The sequence below is a fragment of the Candidatus Methylopumilus universalis genome (genome assembly GCF_006364435.1).
GTDB lineage: Bacteria > Pseudomonadota > Gammaproteobacteria > Burkholderiales > Methylophilaceae > Methylopumilus > Methylopumilus universalis.
This window is the reverse complement of sequence record NZ_CP040977.1, coordinates 266,353-283,543: the sequence shown is the minus strand read 5'-3', so window position 1 is coordinate 283,543 and position 17,191 is coordinate 266,353. Positions and strand designations below refer to the sequence as shown.

The 17,191-nt window shown below is 35.9% G+C and carries 15 protein-coding genes; 8 read left to right on the top strand and 7 right to left on the bottom strand.

The features are described 5' to 3' along the window. The 3 genes from FIT70_RS01635 to cysS are packed head-to-tail and all read right to left on the bottom strand — an operon-like array spanning position 1 to position 3,525. Positions 1-933 carry a Nudix family hydrolase gene (locus FIT70_RS01635; RefSeq protein ID WP_189340862.1) on the bottom strand — a complete coding sequence of 311 codons (933 nt, stop codon included), beginning with the start codon at positions 931-933 and terminating at the stop codon, positions 1-3. Positions 934-936: 3 nt separating this feature from the next. Next, on the bottom strand, positions 937-2,163 hold the full coding sequence (gene argJ, locus FIT70_RS01630; RefSeq protein WP_139930386.1) for a bifunctional glutamate N-acetyltransferase/amino-acid acetyltransferase ArgJ: 1,227 nt from the start codon (positions 2,161-2,163) through the stop codon (positions 937-939). A 3-nt stretch (positions 2,164-2,166) separates the two neighbouring features. Continuing rightward, on the bottom strand, positions 2,167-3,525 hold the full coding sequence (gene cysS / locus FIT70_RS01625; RefSeq protein ID WP_139930384.1) for a cysteine--tRNA ligase: 1,359 nt from the start codon (positions 3,523-3,525) through the stop codon (positions 2,167-2,169). A gap of 125 nt (positions 3,526-3,650) precedes the next feature. Between cysS and FIT70_RS01620 the strand changes: the two genes are divergently transcribed. The 5 genes from FIT70_RS01620 to FIT70_RS01600 are packed head-to-tail and all read left to right on the top strand — an operon-like array spanning position 3,651 to position 7,761. Continuing rightward, the gene (locus FIT70_RS01620; protein WP_139930382.1) at positions 3,651-4,724 is read left to right on the top strand and encodes a nuclear transport factor 2 family protein; all 1,074 of its coding nucleotides are present in this window, start codon (positions 3,651-3,653) and stop codon (positions 4,722-4,724) included. A 3-nt stretch (positions 4,725-4,727) separates the two neighbouring features. Then, on the top strand, positions 4,728-5,978 hold the full coding sequence (locus FIT70_RS01615; protein WP_139930380.1) for a L,D-transpeptidase family protein: 1,251 nt from the start codon (positions 4,728-4,730) through the stop codon (positions 5,976-5,978). Then, on the top strand, positions 5,944-6,534 hold the full coding sequence (locus tag FIT70_RS01610; RefSeq protein WP_223255735.1) for a peptidylprolyl isomerase: 591 nt from the start codon (positions 5,944-5,946) through the stop codon (positions 6,532-6,534). The genes FIT70_RS01615 and FIT70_RS01610 overlap by 35 nt, the downstream gene beginning before the upstream one ends. A gap of 19 nt (positions 6,535-6,553) precedes the next feature. Next, positions 6,554-7,039, top strand: a complete 486-nt coding sequence (locus FIT70_RS01605; RefSeq protein ID WP_139874986.1) for a peptidylprolyl isomerase — start codon at positions 6,554-6,556, stop codon at positions 7,037-7,039. Between the two features lie 2 nt (positions 7,040-7,041). Beyond that, positions 7,042-7,761, top strand: coding sequence for a UDP-2,3-diacylglucosamine diphosphatase (locus FIT70_RS01600; protein WP_223255734.1), 720 nt, complete (start codon positions 7,042-7,044; stop codon positions 7,759-7,761). On the opposite strand, the gene nusB is transcribed toward FIT70_RS01600, so the two are convergent. The 3 genes from nusB to FIT70_RS01585 form a co-directional block, all read right to left on the bottom strand. Continuing rightward, entirely contained in the window at positions 7,758-8,219 is a 462-nt protein-coding gene (gene nusB / locus FIT70_RS01595) for a transcription antitermination factor NusB (RefSeq protein WP_139930378.1), read from the bottom strand. The two genes, FIT70_RS01600 and nusB, sit on opposite strands and share 4 nt — an antisense overlap. Then, a complete protein-coding gene (ribH, locus tag FIT70_RS01590) occupies positions 8,219-8,668 on the bottom strand; it encodes a 6,7-dimethyl-8-ribityllumazine synthase (RefSeq protein ID WP_139874270.1) in 450 nt (149 codons plus the stop codon). Before ribH ends, nusB begins: the two co-directional genes overlap by 1 nt. An 81-nt stretch (positions 8,669-8,749) precedes the next feature. Further along, complete coding sequence (locus tag FIT70_RS01585; RefSeq protein ID WP_139874269.1) at positions 8,750-10,420, bottom strand: OFA family MFS transporter; 1,671 nt, start codon at positions 10,418-10,420, stop codon at positions 8,750-8,752. 137 nt (positions 10,421-10,557) lie between these two features. On the opposite strand from FIT70_RS01585, the gene phoB reads away from it, so the two are divergent. The 3 genes from phoB to FIT70_RS01570 all read left to right on the top strand — a co-directional run bounded on the left by phoB (position 10,558) and on the right by FIT70_RS01570 (position 13,322). After that, positions 10,558-11,244 (top strand): phosphate regulon transcriptional regulator PhoB, encoded by a 687-nt coding sequence (gene phoB / locus FIT70_RS01580; protein ID WP_139870048.1) that lies wholly within the window; start codon positions 10,558-10,560, stop codon positions 11,242-11,244. 66 nt (positions 11,245-11,310) lie between these two features. Beyond that, positions 11,311-12,612 carry a phosphate regulon sensor histidine kinase PhoR gene (phoR, locus tag FIT70_RS01575; protein ID WP_139874268.1) on the top strand — a complete coding sequence of 434 codons (1,302 nt, stop codon included), beginning with the start codon at positions 11,311-11,313 and terminating at the stop codon, positions 12,610-12,612. Between the two features lie 8 nt (positions 12,613-12,620). After that, a complete protein-coding gene (locus FIT70_RS01570) occupies positions 12,621-13,322 on the top strand; it encodes a hypothetical protein (RefSeq protein ID WP_223255733.1) in 702 nt (233 codons plus the stop codon). 1 nt (position 13,323) lies between these two features. On the opposite strand, the gene FIT70_RS01565 is transcribed toward FIT70_RS01570, so the two are convergent. Next, positions 13,324-17,187 (bottom strand): DUF3683 domain-containing protein, encoded by a 3,864-nt coding sequence (locus FIT70_RS01565; RefSeq protein ID WP_139874267.1) that lies wholly within the window; start codon positions 17,185-17,187, stop codon positions 13,324-13,326. Positions 17,188-17,191: the final 4 nt, after the last annotated feature.

The following is a 17,191-nucleotide window of genomic DNA, read 5'->3' as shown; positions in this document are numbered from 1 at the left end:
TTATTCCCAAATAGCCGTTTTCATCGCAATACCATGTCCACCATATTGCCAGGATGTGCTTAAGCTCGAAGGGTTGAGTCCACCAAGCGCATAAATTGGTATATCTAATTTATTTGTACATTCACTAAAAAATTCCCAGCCTATCGGATCGGCAAGAGGATGAGATTCAGTTTTTTGAACTGGGGAAAATACAGCAAATGACATATTTAAATCTTGTGCAATCATCAGCTCTTCTATGCTGTGACAAGAAGCTCCGCATAGAGAAAAGGCTGGTCGGTCTTTTAATTTATTTAGTCTATGTGATGGATAATGAACACCGTCAGCTCCAATATCTAATGCGAGCTTTTCATTTTCATTAATTAAAACTTTTGCCTGATAAGGCCTTGCCATATCTAAGATCTTTTGAGCTATTTTTTTTACGTCTTGGTAAGGTAAGTTTTTTTCTCTCACCTGTATCATCTTCAAGCCTTCTTCAAGTTTAATTTTGAATCGCTCAAAAAATAATGTATCTCCCATTTCTTCAATATTTGTAATGGCATAAACTGAGGGAAGTAAAATAGATTTCAGCACAAATAAATTGGTAGGCAGTATTGGAGCAACTGTTACATGAGATGGATCTTGCCAATCTAATAATTGATTCTCACATGATGTGATTTGGCCAGTCCAATCAGTCACTTTAAAAAAATAGATATAGACCGTCTTATCTGGGTAGATGTAACTTCGCTCAAACCATAACGTCGCATCATTTGCGGAAATATTAATTTCTTCCTGAAGCTCTCTTTGAAGTGCCTCAAAAGGCGATTCATTTATTTCAATCTTGCCGCCTGGAAATTCCCACCACCCGCTCCATCCTCGACCAGGCGGTCTTTGGGCCATCAGAAGAAATCCATCATGTCTTTGGATAACAGCTGCGGCTGCGCGAACAATATTCACAATTTAAGAACGGTAATCGGCATTAATTTTTACATAGTCATATGAAAAATCACATGTCCATATTGTTGCTTTAGCATGGCCTCGATTAAGAAGTATTCGCATACTGATCTCAGAATGTTTCATGACTTCCTGTCCCTGGTGCTCAGTATATGAAGTTGCTCGACCACCTTTTTCTGCTACTAAAAAATCTCCCAAATATAATTCTATTTTTGAAATATCAAGAGACTCAATACCGGCATAGCCAATTGCAGCTAATATTCTTCCCAAGTTCGGATCAGATGCAAAGAAAGCTGTTTTAATTAAAGGTGAATGTGCTATTGCAAAACCCACTTTTCTGCATTCAGCATTATCAAGACCTGATTCGACTTGAATAGTAATGAATTTCGTAGCACCTTCCCCATCTCTCACAATAGCCTGCGCTAGCTCAATGGCAACTTCAAGAATGGCAGCCTTAAGAATCTCATAATCATTATCTTCTTCAATAATTTCACGATTCCCTGCATGCCCTGTTGCAATGAGAATGAATGAATCATTAGTAGATGTATCGCCATCAACAGTAATGCAATTAAATGATTGTTGCGTCACTTCTTTAAGAAGTTTATCAAGTAGGATTTGATTGATAGAAGCGTCTGTTGCAATAAATGACAACATGGTTGCCATGTTTGGATGAATCATGCCGGAGCCTTTACTTACACCAGAAATAAAAATTTCCCTATCTTGAATCTTTATTCTTCTCGAGGCTCCCTTTGGAGCAATATCTGTAGTCATGATTGCTTCTGCTGCATCGAACCAGTGAGCTGGGTCTAAGTTTTTTACTGTATCTGGCAATCCATTTTTAATTTTATCAATTGGCAGGCTTTCTAAAATAACACCTGTCGAAAATGGTAAAACTTGTCTTGAATTGATGGAAAGAAGTTCGCTGACAGCTTGACACGTCTCTTGCGCCTTTAAGATGCCTTCTTCTCCCGTACCTGCATTAGCACAACCAGTATTGATAATGAGCGCACGAATGTCGGATTCATTTTTTAAATGTTCCTTGCAAAGAAGAACAGGTGCCGCACAAAATGCATTTTGCGTAAATACACCCGAAACTCTTGAGCCTTCTGCAATAGTTACCAACAGTAAATCTTTACGGTTAGGTTTTTTAATATGCGCTTTAGCAGTCCCAAGCGATATACCTTTGATGGGGGAAATAGAATCTATAGTGAGTGGCTTAAGATTAACTGGCATAGCTTATTCTTTTCTCCAAATAGTGCCTTGAGGAGTATCTTCTAACACAACGCCATTTTCAAGCAATAAAGATCTAATACGATCTGCCTCCTTAAAGTCTTTATTATTTTTCGCCTCATATCTTTGTAAAATTAATGCATCAATATTAAGAGAAATTTTTTCATCGCCTTTTAGAAAATTTTCTGGATCTCTTTCGAGAAGTCCAATTGTCTTCGCAAGAGCTTTAAGTAAGCCAGCAAGAAGTTCAGATTTGCTTTTATTAATTTCATTTGCTAATTCAAATAAAATAGAGATAGCCTCGGGTGTGTTGAAGTCATCATTCATAGCTTCTTTGAATTTATTTGCTAATGGATGGCGCCAATCCACTTCAGAATTCTCAATCTTAAATCCCCTTAAGCTTACATATAATCTTTGTAATGCTAATTTTGCATCATCAAGATGCGTATCTGAATAATTGAGTGGGCTTCGATAGTGGGCTCTTAAAATAAAAAATCTAACCACCTCTGGATCAAATTTTTCAAGCACTGTCCGTATAGTGAAAAAATTTCCCAAAGACTTAGACATTTTTTCATCATCAACCCTCACAAAACCGTTATGCATCCAATAATTAGCCATCTTGCAATCATGTGCGGCTTCAGATTGAGCTATTTCGTTTTCATGATGAGGAAATTGAAGGTCCTGTCCACCTCCGTGAATATCAAAATGATGGCCAAGATAATGAGAGCTCATTGCCGAACATTCAATATGCCAGCCCGGCCTTCCTTTACCCCAAGGCGATTCCCAGCTCGGCTCATTAGGTTTTGCAGACTTCCACAAAACAAAATCCAATTCATCATGCTTATTTTGGTCGATATCAACTCTCTCGCCCGCACGCAAATCTTCTATTGATTTGCCCGATAATTTTCCATATTCCTTAAAAGATCTTACTGAATAAAAAATATCTCCATTTTTAGCAACATAGGCATGCTGCTTTTCAATCAATATCTGAATCATAGAAAGCATGTCTTTAATATGTTCTGTTGCTTTTGGCTCGTTTGAGGGACTCAAAACGCTGAGCGCTTTCGCATCATCATTCATTTCGTTTATATATCTTTGCGTGAGAGCTTGAATCGATTCATTGTTTTGAATGGAGCGACTGATAATCTTGTCGTCTATATCAGTAATATTTCTAACATAATTCACGCTATATCCTAAAATATCAAACCAACGCCTTACCACGTCAAAAATAACCATTACACGCGCATGCCCAATATGACATAAGTCATAGACCGTCATTCCACATACATAGATGTTCACTTGCCCTTCTTGGATAGGCTTAAAAGTCTCTTTGCTTTTCGAAAGGGTGTTATAGATTTTAATCATTGCAAATAAGCTTGTAATTTCAAGAATAACAAAGGAATAGTGAAGGGCTTATTCATAAATAACATATAGATGATAAGGGTGCTATTTGGTAGAATTATGCTAAATTTATTAGGTTAAATCATACCATGCCGCAAAAAAACGAATGTTCTAATATTAAGAATTTAAAAGGTTTTTTACTGTTTATCCTTTTATCCCTAACTACATTTTTCATAGCAAATGACATTTACGCAGCTGATGATTTTAAATCGATTATGCAACTTATTGAAAAAGGCGAAAAAGAAAAAGCCGCTCAACAAATAGACCTATATCTTAAAACGAATCCTAATGACCCTCAGGTCATCTTTATTAAAGGCGTTGTGAAGGCTGAGCTTGGAAAATATAACGAAGCCATATTGGCATTCACTTACCTCACTGAAAAACATCCCAGCCTTCCTGAGCCATTTAATAACTTAGCAGTACTCTATGCTGAATTAGGTGACTACGATAAAGCACAAAAAGCTCTGGAGTCAGCCATTAAAACTCACCCTAGCTATGCAACTGCTCATGTTAACTTGGGTGATCTTTATACTAAACGAGCTACGGTTGCCTACAACAAAGCTTTGGAAATTGATAAAACAAATTTACAAGCTAAAACAAAACTATCCCTTATCAAAAAACTCTTTAATGCAAATGATATTAAAGCACCAGTTGCCCCTGTCTCACAGCCAGTTCAAATAGCGACTAACGACGTCAACAAGAAACCTGCAATTGCGCAATCGACTATGACAACACCGCCGGCTCAAACTGCAAATGTGCAGCCACCAAAAAATTTACCTCAGGAAATCCCTTCTGTTAAAAATAATATAGCTAATAATAGTGATTCTGAAATTGATTCTTTTTTAGCAGAATGGGCTGAAGCTTGGTCGTCAAAAAACGTTAATGCTTATCTAGCTAAATATTCTTCTAACTTCAGAACACCTAATGGAGAAAGCTTTTCAGACTGGCAAGAATCAAGAAGGAATAGAATTGTAGGTAAGGACATAATTACAGTGGAAGTTTCTGGAACAAACATCTCAAGAAAAGGCGATAGTTTTGCTCAGGTGACTTTTAAACAAAAATATACTTCAAATAAATTAACTCAAATATCAAGCAAAACTCTTATCTTAAGAAAAGAGGGTTCTGGTTGGTTTATTGAGCAAGAATATTCTGGCAAACAATAGTTGATGGTAAATTTCATCAGAATATTCCTGACAAAAGAATTTCGCTTTTTTTTAATCCTGGCGCTTCTTTTTAATTCCTCCCAAGCCTTAAGCGAAGAAATACTTGTTTCGAATAACAATTTAAATCCTATTGAATTAAGATATGAAACACCTGAAAAGATGCTTGTAAAATCTTTAGTAGAAATTTCAGAAGGTAAGGTAGACATAGCCCTTAAAACTATTGACGCCCTTATCAAACAAACACCAAATTTTAAGTTAGCCTATCTAATTCAAGGGGACTTGCTTTTAGCTCACGCAAAGCAAATTAATGGTATAGGTGATGAAACTACAGGTGAAAAAAAAGAAGAAGTTGAAAATTTAAAAAATGAAGCAAAAGTAAGAATTGAAAGATACCTTAATAATTTAAATCTACAAAATGAACCGAAAATTTTTGCTCAACTTAGCGACAAAGATAAATATCTTTTTTATGTAGATGCAGGTAGTTCTCGACTCTATCTATACGAAAATATAGATGGAAAGCTTTCTTATAAAGATGATTTTTATGTTTCTATAGGCAAAAATGGATTTGGCAAGCAGTATGAAGGTGATAAAAAGACACCAGTGGGCGTTTACTTTACAGGAAAAAAAATCAGAGAATCATTATCTGATTTTTATGGTGAAGCAGCCTACCCTTTAAGTTACCCAAATGAAATTGATATAAAGAATAAAAGAAATGGCTCTGGCATATGGCTTCATGGCACGCCAAAGACCACTTACAATAGAGCACCGCTAGCAAGTGATGGATGTATTGTATTAAGTAACCCTGATCTAATCAAGTTATCTTCTGTTTTAGATAATAACAAAATTCCTATTATTATTTCTTTTCAGTCACTAAAAGATTTAGAGTCTAGTAACAAAAATTTGGCTGAGAGAAAACTTTCACTTATTAATGCCATAGAAAGATGGAGAGAAAAATGGGAAGATCAAGACACTGAAAGCTACCTAAAATTTTATTCAAAAAACTTTTTTAGTCAAAAAGATAATTATGACTCCTGGGCTGAGAGAAAGAGAATTATTCAGGCTCAAAAGCAAAAGGTCTTTGTAGGGCTATCTGAAATTTCATTCTTTGATTATCCGAACACAGAAAATGAAATGGTTTTGGTAGATTTTATTCAGGATTATAAAAGTCCCACAATTAACAATAAAATGAATAAAAGGCAGTATTGGATTAATGAAAATAATGAATGGAGAATTATGTATGAAGGCGGCGCTTAATTTAATCAAATTACTTTTTGTTTTTTTCTTATTTTCACCCTTAACCTATGCGGCTAATCCAGTTGTTGAGTTTGAAACTAATCAAGGCAACTTTAAGATTGAGCTCTATCCTGAAAAGGCTCCAAAAACAGTCGCTAATTTTTTATATTACGTAAATAACGGTTTTTATAAGGAAACTGTCTTTCATAGAGTCATTAATAACTTTATGATTCAGGGTGGCGGATTTACTCGAGAGATGTCTGAAAAAACAACGCAGCCTCCTATTGTTAATGAATCAAATAATGGATTGGTAAATAGCGCAGGAACTATTGCTATGGCTCGAACAAATGACCCGAATTCTGCAACAGCCCAATTTTTTATAAATCTTATCGATAACAATTTTTTAAACTATACAAGCCCTGAGGCAGGTTCTATCGGTTACTGTGTTTTTGGCAAAATAACTGAGGGTATGAATGTTATTCGAAAAATTGGGCAGCTACCTACAGGTAACTCCAAAGGCTTCTCTGATGTGCCTATTAGGCCCGTCATTATTATTAATGCAAAACATATTAACTAATTTTTATAAAGGAATTAAAGTGATTACACTCTCAACCAATTTTGGCAATATCATTTTGGAGCTTGACACGGATAAGGCTCCCATTACTGTCGAAAATTTTTTAAGTTATGCTAAGAATGGTTATTACAATGGCACTATTTTCCACAGAGTCATTGATGGCTTCATGATTCAAGGCGGTGGATTTGATGCTTCGATGAAGCAAAAAGCTACTGAAAAACCTATTAAAAATGAGGCTAATAATGGCCTTAAAAATAACAAATATACTATTGCCATGGCAAGAACTTCAATACCCGACTCTGCTACGAGCCAATTCTTTATTAATGTAAATAATAATGATTTTTTAAATTACCCAGGCCAAGATGGTTGGGGTTATTGTGTTTTTGGAAAAGTTATTGAAGGTACTGACATTGTCGATAAAATTCAAAAAGTCGCAACAGGTAATTCGGGTGGCCATCAAGATGTTCCTATTGAAACTGTCACAATTCTTAATGTCGCTATTAACTAATATTGCCTAATCAAACTATCTTTATATCAGACATACACTTGTGCGAAAGTCGCCCAAGCATTACTGATGCTTTCGTAAATTTTTTAAATAAAATGACTAGTCAGGTTGATGCACTTTTCATACTTGGCGATCTTTTTGAATATTGGATCGGTGACGATTCAAGCTATCATGAAAATGTAATCAGCGCCCTTAAAGGATTGGTCGATCGTCATATTAAAGTTTTTTTAATGCACGGCAATAGAGACTTCCTCATAGGGTCTGCCTTTGAAAAAAAAACGGGCGCCATTTTATTAAAAGATCCAACGCTTATCAAAATTTATGACAGAAAAATACTTCTAAGTCATGGAGATTCACTCTGTACCGATGATACTGAGTATCAATCTTTCAAAAAAAAAGTTAGAGATGAATCATGGAAAAATGAATTTCTAAAAATACCTCTTCCTGAGCGAACCTTAATTGCAAATGAATTCAGAAAGCAAAGTGAATTAAATAAAAAAAATAAATCTGAAGAAATCATGGATGCAAATCCTGATGAAGTAAATCGAATCCTAATTCAATTTAATTACCCAGATTTTTTTATTCATGGCCATACACATAGACCATACCATCATTCAATTAATCTTGATGGCCATCAAATGCAACGCGTTGTTTTAGGTGACTGGTATGAGCAGGGGAGTTATTTAACACTAGATTTACATGGTATCAAAACTCATCAAATTTAATGCTTTAGAAACTCTAACGGTCTTCTTTTTTCAGCTACTTTATCTAGCACGCCATTGATATATTTATACCCATCAATTCCACCAAAGGTCTTGGCTAATTCAACACCTTCATTAATAGCCACCTTATATGGAATTAGCGCATCATACATAAGCTCATAAACTGAAATACATAGAATTGAATGCTCTATAGGGCTTAGCTTTTCAATAGGCCGATCAATGAAACTTGAAATTTCATTATTTAATTGATCCATATTATTCATGATGCCATCAAAAAGTTGGTGGTAAAAAACTTCATCCGCTTTTAAATAATCAGGGTCATCTTTAATGTCTTTTTTAATCTGATTAGTATCAAACTGATTTAAGATGCCGCGATAAATACTTTTCATCACAAGCTCTCTGGACTTACGTCTATTATTGACAAGCTTTTTTTTCTTTTTAATCGGTTGCACTTCTAGCATTAGATTGACTTTAATAGATGAATCATTTGTATAGCCACTTGAGCAGCTTCTTTGCCTTTAACTGGGGCTCGCTCCATAGCCTGCTCGTCATTTTCAGTAGTCAATATTGCATTAACAATTGGCATACTAAATTCTAATTGAACATCCATAATTGATTTTGCTGAGTGGTTTGCTACAACTTCAAAATGAAAAGTCTCCCCTCTTATTACAGCTCCCATTGCAATAAGCGCATCAAATTTTTTTGTTTGCGCCATCTTTTTAAGAGCTAGTGGACTTTCTAAGGCGCCAGGAACTTTTGCTAATACAATACGTTCATCTTTTACACCAAGGGCTAGAAGTTCTTTATGACATGCCTTAACTAGAGCTTCACCAACATGCGGATTAAATTCTGACATCACAATACCAATAGAGAATAATTCTCCATTTGAATTTTTTAAAATCTCTCTCAATTCACTAAGTCCTTTAGTATTACTTTTAAATAAAAAAGTAATTTTAACTTATATGAGAGCTATCTTTTGCTTTTATATAAGTTAATGAAACAATATCCAGGCCTTTTGTATGGTGCTCCATATCCCATAAGAGATTGGTATGCCAACAGCTGACCAAGCAAGAAAAGTTATTAATGGAGTTTTTTCAGCTCTTCCAAAGGTTTCTTTTGTTGAAATAAATTTTTCATGGGCTAATTTTTTTTCAGCTAATAACTCTTTATCAGTCATAAAGAATTTTTTGTCCACAGGTCTCACCATAAGATTTGCAATAAATCCGATAGCAAGCATGCTCGCTAAAATATAAAAAATGGGTGCATAAATTTCCGAAAAAGGAACTTGTGCTTCAACCCTCATATCATGCATATAATTTACAATCACAGGTCCTAATATGCCAGCAGTTGACCAAGCTGTGAGAATTCTTCCATGAATTGCGCCCACAAATTGAGTTCCAAACATGTCTGCTAAGTAAGCCGGTATCGTTGCAAATCCTCCACCATACATAGAAGCAATAATACAAAAACATGCTGCAAAGAGCGCTAATGATTTTGATCCAGCCATATAGGACGCGGTGACGTACATCAAGATACCAAGTGTAAAAAATACAATATAAGTCAGTTTTCTTCCTAACTTATCTGAAATACTGGCCCAAAAAAACCGGCCAAAAATATTAAACAAAGAAATTAACCCTACAAATCCTGCGCCAACTGCTGCTGCAAGCGCCAACAGAGCCTCATCTTTTTTAAGGTCTGCAAAGCCCAGATCTGAGTGGCCAATTAAGGCGCCGCCAAAAGTTTCTTGAAGCATTGGCGCTGCCGCTCCAATAATTCCTATACCTGCTGACACATTCATACAAAGAACTATCCACAGAAACCAAAATTGTGGCGTTTTATGCGCCTTATTTAAATGGATATGATTAACCGAAATCATATTATTATTTTTATTCTTAGGAGGATTCCATCCTGCTGGCTTCCAGCCTGTTGGAGGCACTCTATATCCTAAAGAGCCTGAAATCATAAAAATGGTATAAATAATGGCCAATACTACGAATGTTTGCCAAATCCCAGGCTGAATCATGCCGTTAGTGTTTGTAGAAAATTTTGTCATTAGCATTGTGGCTAGCGGAGAGCCAATCATTGCACCTCCTCCAAAACCCATAATCGCCATACCAGTTGCCATACCTCTTTTATCGGGAAACCATTTAATTAGAGTCGATACGGGGGAAATATATCCTAAGCCTAAGCCTATCCCACCAATGACGCCACTGCCAAGCCACATCATCCAAAGCTGATGCGTATATATGCCAAATGCGGAAAGCAACAATCCACCACACCAACATAATGTAGATACAAGCCCGGCTTTTCTGGGACCCGCTCGCTCTAACCAGCTTCCCCAAAAAGCTGCGGAACAGCCTAAAAGAACAAAGAACAGTGTGTACATCCACCCCAAATCAAATTGAGTCCAGTTACAATCTGTCGCAGTTAAAGCTCTAAGTGTTCCATGAAGTTTATCTGCAAAGGTAGCTGCTCCAGCAGAGCATGCAGCTAAAGCCTTGCCATCTGAACCTATTAAGGCGTTCCCTAAAGGCTTCCAAAAGACACTAAATCCATAGGCCATACCAATTGAAAGATGAATGGCTAATGCTGCAGGGGGAACCAACCAACGATTATAAGAAGCCTTAGCAGTGATATATTCTTTTGAAAAAAAACTTGGCATACACATTCTCCGAAAATCAACATTTCAATATTAAATTAATTTTTAAAAAACATCTTATTCTTTGTAAACTATATATTGTCATTAAAATGTCATACAAATGTCATACGATCATAACCAATCCATTAATATAAGCAACTATGAAAGCCAATATACTGATCGTTGAAGATGAAAGCCCGATTCTTGAGCTTTTGGCACTTAATATTTCCCAGGCCGGCTATAACCCTTTAAGGGCTATAAGTGCAGAACATGCAGAAAAACTCATTAACGAAGCTCTTCCCGATATTATCTTGCTCGACTGGATGTTGCCTGGTATGTCAGGTATAGATTTTGCAAAAAAATTGCGTAGCAATGCTTTAACAAAAACAATACCAATTATCATGTTAACAGCCCGAAGTGATGAATTAGATAAAGTTAAAGGTTTGGAGGTTGGTGCAGATGACTACATTACAAAGCCCTTTAGTCCTAGAGAACTTAACGCTCGAATCAAAGCTGTTCTTAGAAGAAAAGCACCTGAACTTACTGAAGATATCTTAAAAATTAATGGCCTAGAATTAAATCCTGTATCCCATCGTGTTACCGGAAACAATAAACCGCTGGAGATGGGTCCAACAGAATTTAGATTGCTTCATTTTTTTATGAGCAACCCTGAAAGAGTTTATTCAAGGAGTCAATTATTGGATAAAGTTTGGGGGAGTCAAATTTTTATTGAGGATAGAACAGTCGATGTTCATATTCGAAGATTGAGAAATATTCTTACCCAATCTCAACATGAAAATTTAATTCAGACTGTCCGAGGCTCAGGTTACAGACTCTCTACAAAATAGAATTTACCTAGATCACTTCAAGCATTACTCGCTATAATACTGATAAGTTTTTAGCGAGAAAAAACATTGCAAGATATCCGTTGGAATACTTTTTGGGTTTTATTATTTGTATCCTTTTTATCTCTTGTTGTTTGGGGATTTAAAAGTTTAGAAGTTGCTTTTTTGTTTTTTGTCTTATGCCTCACTGTCTATTTACTTTCTCATGTTTATTGGATTCACCGTCTAAACAAATGGCTTAAAAATCCAAATCTATCAACTATCCCTGATGGATCAGGCATCTGGGAAGAAATATTTTCCATACTCTATCGAGAATATAAAAAACAAAAGAAAAGTAAGTCTGAACTAACCACAACACTTGGCAGATTTATGACAGCAGCAGAAGCTATTCCTGATGGTATTGTTGCTCTGAATCAAAATAATGAGATTGAGTGGTGCAACAAGCCTTCAGAAAAAATGTTCGGTATTAATCTATCCAAAGATATCAATCAGCCAATCAACTACTTATTGCGCGAAACTAGCTTTACTGAATACCTCAATAACAATAAATACAATGACTCGCTTAAATTAATTTCTTGGCGGAATACAAGCAGATCATTCGAAATACTTCTAGTTCCTTTTGGTGCAAGTCAAAAACTTCTTATCTGTAGAGATATTACACAGATTGAAAAAAATGATTCTATTAAGCGTGATTTTATTGCAAATGTTTCACATGAGTTAAAAACGCCGCTAACGGTCATCATTGGATTTTTAGAAACACTTTCAGATATGAAAAATGAATTCAATGAAAAAACCTATTCCTATCTGCAAATGATGCTTGAGCAATCAGATCGAATGAAAAAACTAGTTGAGGACTTACTTCAACTTTCCTCGATAGAATCAAACGCAGCAGCAGCCGAAAAAAAAGAAATAGATATGCACCATCTCTTTAAGCGACTGGAGAAAGATTCAGATTTGATATCCGGCAAATTACATAAAATTAATATGTCCATTAAAAAAAATATTGCTTTATTAGGATATGAAAAAGAAATATATAGTGCATTTTTAAATTTAGTAAGTAATGCTATACGCTATACTGAAAAAGGCGGGTCGATTAATGTTATATGGGATATGGAAAATCAAAAGCCTTATTTTGAAGTGCAAGATTCTGGTATCGGTATTGATGAAAAGCTAATTCCGAGACTTACGGAGCGCTTTTATAGAATTAATGCTGATAGAAGCAGAATTACTGGGGGTACTGGATTAGGATTATCTATTGTAAAACATATCTGCATTCGACATCAGGCACAAATAGAAATTACAAGTCAGGTAGGTAAAGGTAGTCAATTTAAAATCATTTTCCCTCAAGAAAGACTGTCTCTTAAGAAATGAAGAAGAAAATGAATAAATTTTATTATTTCTTTTTTTGTTTAGTATTTATAGTGTCCCTTCCCATTTCACATGCAAAAGAAATTGTTGAGCCAGATAGGCAGTCTGCAAGACAGCTTGGAAAAACAGATTTTGATCGTATGGCTGATCATGAGATCAGAGAAAATATTCAAAGTTTAAAAACTCTTATGATTAAGCTTTACAAAAGAAATCCTTCTGAATTAAAAAAAAGTACGTCTGAAGATCCTGAAAAAATGGTGAATTGGGTATTTAATGGAAACCATAATTGGAATTTTGAAGCTATCAATAATGCTCAAGGCACTGATGCTATTTATTTAACATTTAGCGAGGACTATAAAGGCGACAAAGTGCTTCCATTTATTGTTGGTATTTATACGATGCTTATCAAAGCTCATGGAGGCAAAAAAGAATTTTATTTATTTGACTCCGTTGATCCTCAGATGTTGTACAACGCCTCTCGCAATATTGAAACAGCTGTTTGGAAACTCTCTAACACTAAAGATAGCTCCGGTAAATTCTTTTTACTAGCGAATGAAATAAATGAAAAAGAAAGTAATTTATCTTTTGAAAGAGAGTTTGGAAAAATTATTGGTAGAACAGATTTTCTAGCTTTTACGTTATCTGAAAAAACTGAGCGCAGTATTACGCGAATTATTCAGAACGTCACGACTGGCTTATTGATACCCTTTTAAATTACAAAAGTATTTTCTCAATGCCACCTTTGGTTGAGCTCTCGACATAATTTTGCATCCAATTGGCGCCCAATAAATTCTTAGCCAATTCAACAACAATATAATCTGCAGTCGTATTTGTATCCTCTCCGTAACGAGCAAGCCCTTGCAGACATGAAGGGCAGGAAGTAAGAATTTTCACTTCCCCTAAAGCCTCTGGCTGATCCTCGCCCATTTTTTGAATGCCTTTTTCAATTTCCTCTTGTTTTCTCTTTTTAACTTGCGTTGCAATATCTGGCCTACCTACAGCAAACGTTCCAGACTCACCGCAACAGCGATCATTTAGAGGTACATTTGTATTCATCAATGCATTTGTAACTTTGCTAGGCGCATATGTTTTCATTGGGCTATGGCATGGGTCATGGTACATATATCTTGTACCTGATACACCTTCCATTTTTATTCCTTTTTCCATGAGATATTCATGAATATCTAATAATCTACAACCAGGAAATATTTTTTCAAATTCATACTTTTGTAATTGATCCATGCAAGTCCCACAAGAAACAATCACTGTTTTAATATCTAAGTAATTAAGCGTGTTAGCGACTCTATGAAATTGAACACGATTATCAGAAGTTATTTTTTGACCTTTATCATGGTTGCCAGATGATGTTTGCGGATAACCACAACACAAATAACCTGGCGGCAGCACAGTAATAGCACCTACCTCATATAACATTGCTTGGGTCGCCAAGCCTACTTGAGAGAAAAGTCTTTCAGAGCCACATCCGGGGAAATAAAAAACTGCATCAGAGTCTTCATTGATTTTTTGTAGATTCCTTATTACGGGAACAAGCTTATCGTCTTCTATGCCGAGAAGAGCTCTTGATGTCTTAGTGGGCATATTTTTAGGCATAGGCCTATTTAAGAAATGAACAATCTGAGACTTAATTGGAGCCTTGCCAATTGTAGAAGGTGGGTTATTTTTAAATAAATTAATAACACCAAGTTTTTTTAATAGATTATGCCCAGCTTGTTGAGCTTTGTAACCGAAATCAACCATTAAAGTTCTCATAATTTTAATAGTGACAGGGTCTTTCATATTCAAATAAGTCATAGCTAGAGCAGTGCCTGGACTAAAATGACGCTTACCCTGCTCTCTTAGAAAATTTCGCATAGCGATAGAGACTTCACCAAAATCAATATCTACCGGACATGGATTTAAGCATTTATGGCAGACAGTGCAATGATCAGCTACATCATTGAATTCATCAAAATGTTTAATTGAAATGCCACGCCTTGTTTGTTCTTCATACAGAAATGCTTCGATCAGAAGTGAGGTTGCTAAAATTTTATTTCTTGGGCTGTAGAGTAAATTAGAGCGCGGAACATGAGTAGTACAAACGGGCTTACATTTACCGCAGCGCAGGCAATCACTTATTGAATCTGCGATTTCTCCAATAGCAGATTGTTCCATGATGATCGATTCTTGCTCTAATAGTCCGAAGCTTGGCGTATAAGCATTTTCTAAACCAGATCCTGGAAGTAGTTTGCCTTTATTAAAATGTCCAAAGGGGTCTACTTTATTTTTATATTTCTCAAATGCTTCAATTGTGCTCTCATCTAGAAATTCCATTTTTGTAATGCCAATGCCGTGCTCGCCAGAAATAACACCATTGAGGCTTTTAGCTAAAGCCATAACTCTCACTACCGCCTCATGCGCTTCGTGCATCATTTGGTAGTCATCTGAATTGACTGGAATATTGGTATGCACATTACCATCTCCAGCATGCATATGAAGGGCTATAAATACCCTGCTCTTCAAAGTATTTTTATGTATTTGATCTAGCTTAAGTAGAAAGGCCTGGTACTCTCTTCCACTAAAAATTTCATGAAGTGGATCTTTTAGTTCTTTCTTCCAAGAAATTCTTAACTCATAAGATTGAAGGGCTCTAAAGATATTTTCATATTTATATTCAATATCAACATTTCTTTGAAGAAGTGATGAAAGCGGACCATCCAAATTGTCGAGCATCTGGCCCCATTTTTCCCTTAATCCATGAATCAAATCTATACTCATTTTTTGCTTAACTTGATTAAGCTCTGGATCTGAATTCAAACCCTCTTCTTCATAAAGAAACTTATCGTGCTCAATAAAAGTTTCTAAATCATCTAAAAGTTTTAATTTGTTTCTAATTGAAAGCTCAATATTAATTCTTTCAATACCGTCAGAATATTCACCAAGCTTTGGCAAGGGAATTACAACATCTTCATTAATCTTGAATGCGTTCGTATGTTTTGCAATAGCGGCTGTTCTTGCACGGTCAAGCCAAAAACGTTTTCGTGCATCTGCTGAAACTGCTATAAAACCTTCGCCATCTCTTGAATTAGCTATCTGGACAATTTGAGAGGCTGAAATTCCTACAGCATCTTCATCATCACTAGCTATATCAGCAATCAAAACCATGCGGGGACGCTCTTGCCTTGCAGCTTTTGTGCTATATCCAACAGCCTTAATATAACGCTCATCCATATGCTCTAAGCCAGCTAAGAGCGTGCTATTTGATTGATCTAAATAATCTTTGATTTCAACAATTGCTGGAACTGCATGAGAGACATTACCAAAAAATTCTAAGCATACAGTTCTTATATACTTTGGCATTTTATGAAGGATGAAAGTACCAGATGTGATAAGTCCGTCACAGCCTTCTTTTTGGACACCTGGAAGCCCACTCAAGAATTTATCAGTAACATCCTTACCTAATCCAATTTTTCTAAAACTGCTTCCTGGAATTTCTAATATTTCTGGCTTATCAATTAAGTCTTTACCATTAGTTTTGTAACGACTAATTTTAAAGCGCACCAAATCTATATCATGAATTTTGCCAAGATTATGATCTAATCTTTCAATCTCAATCCAATTACCATTAGGGTCAACCATTTTCCAAGAAGCTAAATTATCTAAAGCTGTCCCCCACAGAACCGCTTTCTTTCCGCCAGCATTTACTGCAATATTGCCACCAATACAACATGCATCTGCTGATGTTGGATCGCAAGCGAATTCAAGACCGTTATTTGTCGCCATTTCCATAGCGCGTCTTGTAACAACCCCAGCACCGCACTTCACAACAGGCACACGCTCACTAACACCAGGTAAATTCTGATATTCGACATTGCTTATATCATCAAGTTTTTCGGTATTAATGACCGCTGAAAACGGGGAGAGCGGAATAGCCCCACCAGTGTATCCTGTACCTCCACCTCGAGGAATAATCGTTAACTCAAGGTCGATACAAGCTTTAACAATGTGCGCCATCTCTTCTTCGTGATCTGGGTTTATTACCACGAATGGGTATTCAACTCTCCAGTCCGTTGCATCAGTTACATGAGATACTCTCGCCAATCCATCAAATTGAATATTATCTTTTTTAGTGATTTTTTTTAATTTAGAAAAAATTTTTCTTCTAAGTTTTTTGACCAACTTGAAATCATTTTCAAAAGTCTTAACTGCCTTATGCGCTGCCTCAGAAAGCTCAATGACTTTGGCATTGCCAGAACTTCGCTCCCCAATCGAATGGATACGATGATACATAGCATCTACTAATGCTTTCAGTCGCTTCGGATTTTCTAAAAGATCATCTTGAAGGTAAGGATTTCTATTAACTACCCATAAATCACCTAGCACCTCGAAAAGCATTCGAGCAGATCGGCCTGTCTTTCTTTCGTCTCTCAATTCATTCAGAATATTCCAGACATTTTCCCCCAAGAATCTAATGACAATTTCTCGGTCTGAAAACGAAGTATAGTTATAGGGTATTTCACGCAATCGATTGATTGGAAATGGTTGCGTTTTAAAAATAGATTTGAGTATTGGGGCGTTCATTTAA